11 protein-coding genes are annotated in these 9,953 nt (G+C 61.8%); 6 read left to right on the top strand and 5 right to left on the bottom strand.

Translation table 11 applies throughout. From position 1 onward, the window contains the following. Both ilvD and blaOXA read left to right on the top strand, forming a co-directional pair. Positions 1-1,723, top strand: a 1,723-nt coding sequence (ilvD, locus tag B4E36_RS08255; protein ID WP_345900226.1) for a dihydroxy-acid dehydratase, incomplete at its 5' end; no start/stop codon positions are given. Positions 1,724-1,814: 91 nt separating this feature from the next. Further along, positions 1,815-2,633 carry a class D beta-lactamase gene (gene blaOXA, locus B4E36_RS08250; protein ID WP_292055691.1) on the top strand — a complete coding sequence of 273 codons (819 nt, stop codon included), beginning with the start codon at positions 1,815-1,817 and terminating at the stop codon, positions 2,631-2,633. 50 nt (positions 2,634-2,683) lie between these two features. Here blaOXA and B4E36_RS08245 read toward each other — a convergent pair whose 3' ends face one another. After that, positions 2,684-3,049 carry a lysozyme inhibitor LprI family protein gene (locus B4E36_RS08245; RefSeq protein ID WP_292055690.1) on the bottom strand — a complete coding sequence of 122 codons (366 nt, stop codon included), beginning with the start codon at positions 3,047-3,049 and terminating at the stop codon, positions 2,684-2,686. 239 nt (positions 3,050-3,288) lie between these two features. On the opposite strand from B4E36_RS08245, the gene B4E36_RS08240 reads away from it, so the two are divergent. The 3 genes from B4E36_RS08240 (at position 3,289) to B4E36_RS08230 (ending at position 6,316) form a co-directional block, all read left to right on the top strand. Then, entirely contained in the window at positions 3,289-4,695 is a 1,407-nt protein-coding gene (locus B4E36_RS08240; protein WP_414673747.1) for a DegQ family serine endoprotease, read from the top strand. Beyond that, the gene (locus tag B4E36_RS08235; RefSeq protein ID WP_292055689.1) at positions 4,692-6,002 is read left to right on the top strand and encodes a replication-associated recombination protein A; all 1,311 of its coding nucleotides are present in this window, start codon (positions 4,692-4,694) and stop codon (positions 6,000-6,002) included. The genes B4E36_RS08240 and B4E36_RS08235 overlap by 4 nt, the downstream gene beginning before the upstream one ends. 107 nt (positions 6,003-6,109) lie before the next feature. Continuing rightward, the gene (locus tag B4E36_RS08230) at positions 6,110-6,316 is read left to right on the top strand and encodes a hypothetical protein (protein ID WP_230722738.1); all 207 of its coding nucleotides are present in this window, start codon (positions 6,110-6,112) and stop codon (positions 6,314-6,316) included. Positions 6,317-6,377: 61 nt separating this feature from the next. Here B4E36_RS08230 and B4E36_RS08225 read toward each other — a convergent pair whose 3' ends face one another. The 4 genes from B4E36_RS08225 to B4E36_RS08210 all read right to left on the bottom strand — a co-directional run bounded on the left by B4E36_RS08225 (position 6,378) and on the right by B4E36_RS08210 (position 9,471). Beyond that, positions 6,378-7,046 carry a hypothetical protein gene (locus tag B4E36_RS08225; protein ID WP_292055687.1) on the bottom strand — a complete coding sequence of 223 codons (669 nt, stop codon included), beginning with the start codon at positions 7,044-7,046 and terminating at the stop codon, positions 6,378-6,380. 190 nt (positions 7,047-7,236) lie between these two features. Next, on the bottom strand, positions 7,237-7,734 hold the full coding sequence (gene gpt, locus B4E36_RS08220) for a xanthine phosphoribosyltransferase (protein ID WP_292055686.1): 498 nt from the start codon (positions 7,732-7,734) through the stop codon (positions 7,237-7,239). A gap of 71 nt (positions 7,735-7,805) precedes the next feature. Then, positions 7,806-8,648: a universal stress protein gene (locus B4E36_RS08215; protein WP_292055685.1), complete on the bottom strand. Its 843-nt coding sequence runs from the start codon at positions 8,646-8,648 to the stop codon at positions 7,806-7,808. An 88-nt stretch (positions 8,649-8,736) separates the two neighbouring features. Then, complete coding sequence (locus B4E36_RS08210) at positions 8,737-9,471, bottom strand: competence/damage-inducible protein A (protein WP_292055684.1); 735 nt, start codon at positions 9,469-9,471, stop codon at positions 8,737-8,739. A gap of 187 nt (positions 9,472-9,658) precedes the next feature. Here B4E36_RS08210 and wrbA point away from each other — a divergent pair. Further along, positions 9,659-9,953 (top strand): NAD(P)H:quinone oxidoreductase (gene wrbA, locus B4E36_RS08205; protein ID WP_345900225.1); only part of this gene is annotated, 295 nt, incomplete at its 3' end.

The raw sequence follows: 9,953 nt of genomic DNA, 5'->3' as shown, positions 1-9,953 counted from the left end.
CGTCGTCAATTCTTTCACCCAGTTTGTGCCCGGTCACGTCCACCTGAAGGACCTCGGCCAGCTCGTGGCCCGCGAGATCGAAAGCGCGGGCGGCGTCGCCAAGGAATTCAACACCATCGCCGTCGATGACGGCATCGCCATGGGCCATGACGGCATGCTCTATTCGCTGCCCTCGCGCGAGGTCATCGCCGACAGCGTCGAATATATGGTCAACGCCCATTGCGCCGATGCCATGGTCTGCATTTCCAATTGTGACAAGATCACCCCCGGCATGCTGATGGCCTCGCTGCGCCTCAATATTCCGACGATCTTCGTTTCCGGCGGCCCGATGGAGGCCGGCAAGGTGGTGCTCAACGGCAAGGAACAGGCGCTCGATCTGGTCGATGCCATGGTCGCCGCCGCCGATGACAAATATTCCGATGCCGATGTCCAGGCGATCGAGCGTTCGGCCTGCCCGACCTGCGGCTCCTGCTCCGGCATGTTCACCGCCAATTCTATGAACTGTCTGACGGAAGCGCTTGGCCTGTCGCTGCCGGGCAATGGCTCGACGCTTGCCACCCATGCCGACCGCCGCCGCCTGTTCGTCGAGGCCGGCCACCAGATCGTCGATCTGGCGCGCCGCTACTATGAGCAGGACGATGAAAGCGCGCTGCCGCGCAATATCGCCAGCAAGGCCGCGTTTGAAAACGCGATGACGCTCGATATCGCGATGGGCGGCTCGACCAATACGGTGCTGCACATTCTCGCTGCCGCCTATGAGGCGGAGCTTGATTTCACCATGGACGATATCGACCGGCTGTCGCGGCATGTGCCGTGCCTTTGCAAGGTCGCTCCGGCCAAGAATGATGTTCATATGGAAGATGTCCACCGCGCCGGCGGCATCATGGCGATCCTTGGCGAGCTGGACCGGGCAGGGCTGATCAAGCGCGACAGCCCGACCGTTCATTCGGCGACGCTGGGCGACGCCATCGACCAATGGGATATCGTGCGCACCAATTCCGAAAGCGTGCGGAAATTCTTCATGGCGGCACCGGGCGGCGTGCCCTCGCAGCAGGCGTTCTCGCAGGAGCGCCGATGGGCCGAACTCGACCTCGACCGCGTTTCCGGCGCGATCCGCAGCGCCGAGCATCCGTTCTCCAAGGATGGCGGGCTTGCCGTGTTGAAGGGCAATATCGCGCTCAATGGCTGCATCGTGAAGACGGCCGGCGTTGACGAGAGCATCCTGAAATTCTCCGGTCCGGCGGTCGTCTATGAAAGCCAGGACGCGGCGGTGAAGGGCATTCTCTCCAACGAGGTCAAGGCCGGCGATGTTGTCGTCATCCGCTATGAAGGACCGAAGGGCGGGCCGGGCATGCAGGAAATGCTGTATCCGACCAGCTATCTGAAGTCGAAGGGCCTCGGCAAGGATTGCGCGCTGATCACCGATGGCCGGTTCTCGGGCGGCACCTCCGGTCTTTCGATCGGCCACGTCTCGCCGGAAGCCGCCCAGGGCGGCGCGATCGGCCTCGTCCGCAATGGCGACATGATCGATATCGACATTCCAGGCCGCACGATCAGCCTCAGGATCTCGCCCGCCGAACTCGAAGCGCGCCGCTCGGCACAGGACGAGAAGGGCTGGAAACCGGAGCATCCGCGTCGCCGCAAGGTGACGACCGCGCTCAAGGCCTACGCCGCCTTCGCCGCCAGCGCCGACAAGGGCGCGGTGCGCATCCTGCCGGAATAGGCGCGGCTTTCCCGCATCACATGCGGTGTCTGAAAACGGTTCGGGTCGTCCTGCAAGGGTCGACCCGAAACTTTGCGTGGTGGAGGCGAAAATGCTGCGGTTGTTCGTTGGTCTCGTGCTTTTCCTGTTGTCGGCGCTGGCACGTTCCGTCGAGGCGGCGCCGGTCTGTACGCTCGTGGTGAACGCAACATCCGGGGCGGCTCTGGTAGAGGAGGGGGATTGCCGATCGGAGGTCACGCCGGCTTCGACCTTCAAGGTGGCACTGGCGGTGATGGGTTTTGATGCCGGCGTGCTGCAGGATACCCATCACCCGGTCATGTCTTTTCGCGAAGGCGATCCCGACTGGGGCGGGGCGGCGTGGAAACAGGATACCGATCCCGAACGCTGGATCCGCTATTCCGTCGTCTGGTATTCGCAGCGCCTGACCCATAGTCTCGGGGCGGCGAGGCTTACCCGCTATGGCGAGGCGTTCGGCTATGGCAATGCCGATTTTTCCGGCGATCCGGGTTACGATAACGGGCTCGACCGTGCCTGGATTGCGTCATCGCTGAAGATTTCGCCATATCAGCAGGCAGTCTTTCTCCGCGGGCTGGCAACCGGAACCTTGCCGGCAAGTGATGAGGCGATGGCAAAGACGCGCAGTCTGCTCGAACAGAACACCGTGGATGGCTGGCTCATGCGCGGCAAGACCGGCGCGGCCTATCCCCGGCGCGCCGATCGCAGTTTCGACTACGACCACGGCTGGGGCTGGTATGTCGGCTGGGCCGAACGCGGCGATGACACGCTGGTGTTCGTGACGCTGACGCAGGCGGAGCAGCGCGGCAAGCAGTCGCCGGGGATCCGGACCCGGGAGGCTCTTTTGGAGCAATGGCCGACCTTGTCCAGGCGGGCGCTGAACGCGCCACGCTGATCCTTGGGGCGAGGGAAACGCGGATGCGCGCGCTTCCCTCGCGTCTATCCTCAGATCGGCTTGTCGATCCCGTCATAAAGCTTCTGCAACTGGTCGATGCGGGTATCATAGGCTTTTTCGATGCAGGCCACGTCCGTGCCGCAGGCTTCGCGCTCCGTCAGCCAGGCCTTCTGGTCGTCGGCCATGTTGCCGGACATGCCCATCGCGAACAGGCCCTTCAGCATGGTGTACATCGTCGCCATCTTCACATCGTCATCGTTGAGCGTGAGGTTGGAGCAGATGGTCTTTTCATTCGGCGTCAGGCCGGAGGCGCTGCAATCGAAGCTCGCGGCGGAGGCCGGCGTGGTCATCAGGGCCGCGCCGCCGACGATGGCAAGCGAAGCCGCAAGGGCGAGTGCTGTGGGGGTGTGTTTCATGGAATTACCTCCTTTTGGTTGCGGCCGGAGCCTGCTCTTGTCGCCCGGCGATTTTGTGGCGGGCGGTTGCGGCCAGACGATGACGGCAATCTTCCGCTCCAATCGTGAATGTGAAATGAATAGGCCCCCAAAACGCGCCTGATTTGTCGCATCTGCCGCTTTTTCACCCTATATCGGGCGATGATGGTGGTGCACCCTCCGGGTTCTCCGGATGAAATTCATGAAGAGACAGGTGACTGATGACGGCACACTTCACACGCATTTCCGCCGCGGCTCTTTTCGCCGGTATGGCCTTGACCATGCAGCCCGTGCTCGCTGCCGACAGAGTGGTTCCCGGCAGTGATGCCGAACTGCAATATTCTTACGCGCCGCTGGTGAAGCAGACCGCGCCGGCGGTGGTCAATGTCTATGCGGAGCGCATGGTGACGCGGCGCATGTCGCCGCTGTTTTCCGATCCGTTTTTCGGCCAGTTCTTCGGCCAGCAGATGCCCGGGCGTTCGGAAAAGCAGACCTCGCTCGGCTCCGGGGTGATCGTGGAGAAGAACGGCACGATCATCACCAACAACCACGTCATCGCCGGCGCTGACGATGTGCGGGTCGCGCTTGCCGACGGCCGCGAGTTTCCGTGCACCGTGCTGCTGAAGGACGACCGCTATGATCTGGCGGTGCTGAAGATCGATTCGGACGAGGATTTTCCGACAATCCCGATCGGGGATTCCGATGCGGTCGAGGTCGGCGACCTGTCGCTGGCCATCGGCAACCCCTTCGCCGTCGGCCAGACGGTCACCAGCGGCATCATTTCGGGGCTTGCGCGCAATTCCATCACCGACGGCGAATTCGGCTTCTTCCTGCAGACCGACGCGGCGATCAATCCGGGCAATTCGGGCGGCGCGCTGCTCGATATGCAGGGTGAGCTTATCGGCATCAACACTGCGATCTTCTCCAAGGGCGGCGGGTCGAACGGCATCGGCTTCGCCATTCCGGCGAACATGGTCAAGGTGTTCCTTGCCGCCGCCGATCGCGGGGATGAGCGGTTCCAGCGCCCCTATGTCGGCGCGACATTCGGCCCGGTCACCTCCGACATGGCCGAGGCGCTGGGCCTGAAGGCGGCGCGCGGGGCGATCATTTCGGCGGTGCGGGACGCAAGCCCCGCGGAAAAGGCCGGTCTTAGGCCCGGTTCCGTCATCACCGCGGTCAACGGTGTGCCGGTCGAACACCCCGACGCCCTGCTTTATCGCCTCACCGTGATCGGCATCGGCGAGAAGGCGGACCTCACGGTCGAGCGCGACGGCAAGGCCAGCCACGTCGCGCTGCCACTCGGCCTTGCGCCGGAGGACCCGCCGCGCGATACCCGCACGATTGACGGCAACAGCCCGTTTTCCGGCCTGACGGTGGAAAACATCTCGCCGCGCGTGGTCGAGGAGTTGCGCCTGCCCGACATATCTGATGGTGTCGTCGTCGCGGAGGTTGAAGCCGGCTCGCCCGCCGCCCGCATCGGCTTTGCCCGCGGGGATGTGATCGTCGCGGTCAACGGAACCGAGATCGACACGACCGGCACGCTGGAAGATCAGGCCGCCGCCAGTCCCGGCCTCTGGCGCCTTTCCATCAATCGCGGCGGCAGGATGATAAACCAGATCTTCAGATGAGCGACCTGTTTGCCCCCAAAGTTCCGGAAGATATCGAGCGCAAGCGGCCGCTGGCCGACCGGCTGCGGCCGAAGCACCTCGCCGAGGTCACCGGCCAGCCGCATCTGACCGGCCCAGATGGCGTGCTGACGCGGATGATCGCGTCCGGCTCGCTCGGCTCGATGATCTTCTGGGGGCCGCCGGGGACGGGCAAGACCACGGTCGCCCGGCTGCTGTCGGGCGAGGCGGGCCTTGCCTTCGAGCAGATTTCCGCGATCTTTTCCGGCGTCGCCGACCTCAAGAAGGTGTTCGAGGCCGCCCGCGCCCGGCGCATGAACGGGCGGCAGACCCTGCTGTTCGTGGACGAGATCCACCGTTTCAACCGCGCCCAGCAGGACAGTTTCCTGCCGGTCATGGAAGACGGCACGATCACCCTCGTCGGCGCCACCACCGAAAATCCGTCCTTCGAGCTCAACGCCGCTCTTCTGTCGCGGGCGAGGGTGCTGACCTTCCGCCCGCATGACGCCGAAAGCCTCGCCGAACTCGTCGCCCGCGCCGAGGAGGCCGAGGGCAAGAAGCTGCCGCTCGATGACGCCGCCCGCCAGACGCTGCTGATGATGGCCGATGGCGACGGACGGGCGATCCTGACGCTTTCGGAGGAGGTCTGGCGCGCCGCGCGCGAGGGCGAGATGCTCGATCCGCAAAGCCTGCTCAACATCGTCCAGCGCCGCGCGCCGATCTACGACAAGGGCCAGGATGGTCATTACAATCTGATTTCGGCCCTGCACAAGGCGGTGCGCGGCTCCGATCCCGATGCCGCGCTCTATTATCTCGCCCGCATGTTCGATGCCGGCGAGGACCCGTTGTTCCTTGGCCGCAGGCTGGTGCGGATGGCGAGCGAGGATATCGGCCTTGCCGATCCGCAGGCGCTCGTGATCGCCAATGCGGCCAAGGACGCCTATGATTTTCTGGGCTCGCCGGAGGGCGAACTGGCGCTGGCGGAGGCCTGCGTCTACCTCGCCACCGCGCCGAAATCGAATGGCGTCTACACCGCCTTCAAGGCGGCGATGCGGGCGGCGAAGGAAAACGGCTCGCTGCTGCCGCCCAAGCATATCCTGAACGCGCCGACCAAGCTGATGAAGTCGGAAGGCTATGGCGACGGCTATCGCTACGATCACGACCAGCCCGATGCCTTCTCCGGACAGGATTATTTTCCTACCGAAATGGGCCGCCAGAAATTCTACAACCCGCCCGACCGCGGCTTCGAACGCGAGATCAACAAGCGGCTGCAATGGTGGGACAAGCTGCGCAAGGAGCGCGGCGGCTGAGCCATCCGCCAGCCGCTCCATTCGCAGGGATCAGCAAAAAGCGCCAACGCCAGGGAACCCCCGTCTTCACTTCGCGTTTACCATGCAACACGAATGGAGAACTCGAAATGGAAAACCTGCCCTTACGCGTTCTTGCCTATGCCGTCATCGCGCTTTGCTGCGCCATGGTTGTCGGGATCATCCTCACGGTGCCGGTACTCTACGAGGCTAGGATATTCCTCCTGCCGGCAATGCTGCTGATCGCCTGGGTCTCCGGCCCGCTCCTGACCCATTATCTGGCTCCGCAGGAAGCCCCCCGTCTCCGCAAGCGGTAAGTCCCCCCGGCCGCGCGAAGCGAACGCCTGACCAGAAGGGAAGCTGGTCAGGCGTTCGTTCTTACGCTGACGGGTGAAGTGGAGGTGGAGAATCTCTTTTGTCTTGCCGGATTTCATCAACAGCTTTTCGAGAAAGCGCATCTACGTTAAGCAATAATTTTCTGCCAAGGATCAAGTGCTCCTCAGTGCAGAAAGCTGTGGAGTAGATTCTATCTTGTTTAAGGGCGTAAACTGCTAGGTGCTTTGGATAATTTGCATCACCTCGGACATGGTCACTTACAACTTTGAGTGTTGACATGGTGATCGTGGACGTCAGTGGAGTTTTGGTGTTCCATAGGTGAACGGAATGCAATTCGCCGTCGATGAGTGTAATAAAGTCTGGCTTAAACTCGAGGGAAAACGATAGTTCTTTCGGCGAGTATAAGATTGGTTTTCCAGGCAGGAGAATCAAGCCTAATCGTCTCTTCCACGCAACAAAGGCTTTCAGACCATCCAAAGTTGATCGGCGTTCTGCTGTTTTTCTAATGCTGTTAACGCTATCAGTGATAGCATTTTCATCAAGCGTGCCATCGGCTAGGGATTGAACTCTGTTTCTGAAGCTTCTGTGAAAGTCATAGCCACCGCTTGAGTCTTCGCGATAGCGTTCTTTAATGGTGCGGTATTGGGGGCGCTCGTTTTGGTGGAGTATCCGTAAAAACGCAGAAAAACCAAATTTTGGATTCGATGCCAACTTTCTCTCCTGTTCCCACGCCCCAACTGGGCAAATCACGAACAATAGACCAATGCAAGTCTATATTCATGATTTGTTCCTGCGGTATTTGCAAGAGCTAATTGACAGAAATCTGTGCTAATCCACAGAGGGGCAAGAATTCCAAATATACAGAAGACGTAGCTGACCAGCGATACCAGTCAGTTCACGGCTAAGCGCTTGGGGCCTTCTTGATCGGCGCCTGATAGGTGAAGCCCATGTCCCAGGGGAAATAGATCCAGGTGTCCTGGCTGACCTCGGTGACGAAAGTGTCGACCATGGGCACGCCCTGCGGTTTGGCGTAGAGGCAGGCGAAATGGGCCTTGGGCAGTATTTCGCGCACTTCGCGGGCGGTGTTGCCGGTATCGGTCAGGTCGTCGATAATCACGACGCCCTCGCCGCCATTCTTCTTTAATTCTTCGGAGATGCCCTTCAAGAGTAGGGTTTCGCCCTGATCGGTGTAATCGTGATAGCTTGCGATGCACACCGTTTCGATCAGGCGGATTTCCAGTTCGCGGGAGATGATCGCGGAGGGGACCAAGCCGCCGCGGGTGACGCAGACGATCGCGGTGAAGGTCTGTTCAAGTCCGGCAAGACGCCAGGCAAGCGCGCGGGCGTCTCGGTGGAACTGGTCCCACGAAACGGGGAAGGCTTTTTCGGGTAGGGACATGGCAGGCTCCGCAACAAACAATGCGGGCTAATAGCCGCATTCGCGGCGTTATTGCAAGGCCTGCGCCGTCATCACCGCGACATCAGCGTTGCCGCCGTCATCGAGCCGAGCAGGGTGCGGGTGACGCCGCCGAAAAGCAGCTCCCACAGCCTGGAATGGGTATAGGCGCCCATCACCAGCAGATCGACGGAATTGTCCGAAAGCCGGTTCTCGATGATCTCGCCGGCCTTGGCCTTGTCGGCATGCGCCGTGGTGGCGACGACATTGATGCCGTGGCGGGCGAGCGTTGCCGCGATCTCCGCGCCGGAAAGCCCGCTATCCTCATCCGCGCTCTCACGCGGATTGACCGAGAAGATTTCGACCTCATCCGCCTTTTTCAGGAAGGGCAGGGCGTCGAAAGTGGAGCGCGCGGCCTCGCGCGAGCCGTTCCAGGCAACCATCACCTTGGAGAACGGCTTGGCGGCCTTGGCCACATGCGGAACCATCAGCACCGGCCGGCCGCTTTCGAACAGGAAGTTCTCGAAATTGGTGCGGATATCGCCGGGCGCGTCGGAAGCAAGCTGCGGGGCTATGATCAGGTCGACGGCGCGCGCGCTGTCGACCACCGAGGGGCCGGCGAAGCCGGAGGCCGAGACGATGTTGCGCCAGTCGCAGGAAATGCCTTCTCTTTCGGTCCGGGTGCGGAAAATCTCGCCGATCTCCGCGCTGCGCTTTTCGGCGAGTTCCTGCATCGACTGAATGGAGATCGGATCCGGGATTTCCATCGGCGCGACGATCGGGGTCGGGGTGACGGCCTCGGCGTGGAGGCCGATCAGATGCGCATCGAAACTGCGCACGACCTCGAAGGTGAAATCGAGAAATCCGCCCTGTTGCGCGGGCGATTCCATCACCGCCAGAATGGTCTTGTAGCTCATCGAAATGCCTCCCGAATAGTGCTGTGATGTCTCACTGTAGCGTTGGTATCGCCGATTGCGAAGGGCAAAGCTTTGACCGGAGTCAAAATCATCCCTGAAGCGCTGCAATCATGGCCCGAATGTCGACCGCCGCCGCATCGACAAGCGCGCGTTCGCGGGCACGCACGACGAGCTGGGTGTTGAAGCCCTTGTCGGAAAAGCGCGGATAGGAGCCGATCGAGGTGTGCGGATGGGCCTTTTGGATCGCGGCAAGCGCTGTGCCGATATCACCCTCGCCGAAGGGGCAGTCGATCGCCTCCGAGATGATCGCGACGCCGCCCTTGAGCGTGGGGATGACATTGGCGAGCATCGCCTGGAACACCTGCGGCACGCCGGCCATGACATGGACATTGCCGATCACGAAGCCGGGGGCGGTGGAAACCGGGTTGTCGATCAGCGCCGCGCCTTCCGGCATGCGGGCCATGCGCTGGCGCGATTCGTTGAATTCGATCCCGCGCCGCGCATAGTTTTCCGCCAGCCGCTTCATCGCCTCGTCATTGTAGATGCACGGCAGGCCGAAGGCGGCGGAGACCGAGTCGGCGGTGATATCGTCATGGGTGCCGCCAATGCCGCCGGAGGTGAAGACATAGGTGTAGCGGCCCCTCAGCGCATTGACCGCCTCCACGATCGCCTCTTGGTCGTCGGCGACGATCCGGACTTCCTTCAGTTCGATCGCCGCCAGCGTCATGGCGTCCGCCAGACAGCCGATATTCTTGTCCTTGGTCCGTCCGGACAGAAGTTCGTCGCCGATGGCGAGCATGGCTGCGGTGGGCTGCTGGGTCATGTCGGTCTGGTCCGTGATATGCCGGGGAACTGATTTCTGGACCCTTCGGCTGTTTTGATCAAGCACGCATTTTCGCTGCCGGGCTCGAGACTGTGAACAGTGCGTCTATCGCCGGCTGTCTCGACAACGGCCTTGTCCGCGCCATATCAAGATGCAACACTTGAAACAGTGAAACCGGAGCAATCAAATGGCAAAAGTTCTCGTCCTCTACTATTCCGCCTATGGCCACATCGAAGCCATGGCCAAGGCCGTTGTCGAAGGGGCGAAAGCCGCCGGCGCGGACGTCACCCTGAAGCGCGTGCCCGAACTGGTGCCGGAAGAGGTTGCCAAGAACTCCGGCTTCAAGCTGGATCAGGAAGCGCCGATTGCCGATCCCAACGAACTGGCGGACTACGACGCCATCATCTTCGGCTGCGGCACGCGTTACGGCACGGTCGCCTCGCAGATGCGCAACTTCATCGACCAGACTGGCGGGGTGTGGG

This window comes from Martelella sp. UBA3392 (assembly GCF_002358775.1).
Lineage (GTDB): Bacteria > Pseudomonadota > Alphaproteobacteria > Rhizobiales > Rhizobiaceae > Martelella > Martelella mediterranea.
This window is presented reverse-complemented; position numbering and strand designations above follow the sequence as displayed.

Coding starts and splice junctions, on each gene's coding strand:
- blaOXA (WP_292055691.1), top strand. CDS start 1,815: ATGCTGCGGTTGTTCGTTGGTCTCGTGCTTTTCCTGTTGTCGGCGCTG.
- B4E36_RS08245 (WP_292055690.1), bottom strand. CDS start 3,049: ATGAAACACACCCCCACAGCACTCGCCCTTGCGGCTTCGCTTGCCATC.
- B4E36_RS08240 (WP_414673747.1), top strand. CDS start 3,289: ATGACGGCACACTTCACACGCATTTCCGCCGCGGCTCTTTTCGCCGGT.
- B4E36_RS08235 (WP_292055689.1), top strand. CDS start 4,692: ATGAGCGACCTGTTTGCCCCCAAAGTTCCGGAAGATATCGAGCGCAAG.
- B4E36_RS08230 (WP_230722738.1), top strand. CDS start 6,110: ATGGAAAACCTGCCCTTACGCGTTCTTGCCTATGCCGTCATCGCGCTT.
- gpt (WP_292055686.1), bottom strand. CDS start 7,734: ATGTCCCTACCCGAAAAAGCCTTCCCCGTTTCGTGGGACCAGTTCCAC.
- B4E36_RS08215 (WP_292055685.1), bottom strand. CDS start 8,648: ATGAGCTACAAGACCATTCTGGCGGTGATGGAATCGCCCGCGCAACAG.
- B4E36_RS08210 (WP_292055684.1), bottom strand. CDS start 9,471: ATGACCCAGCAGCCCACCGCAGCCATGCTCGCCATCGGCGACGAACTT.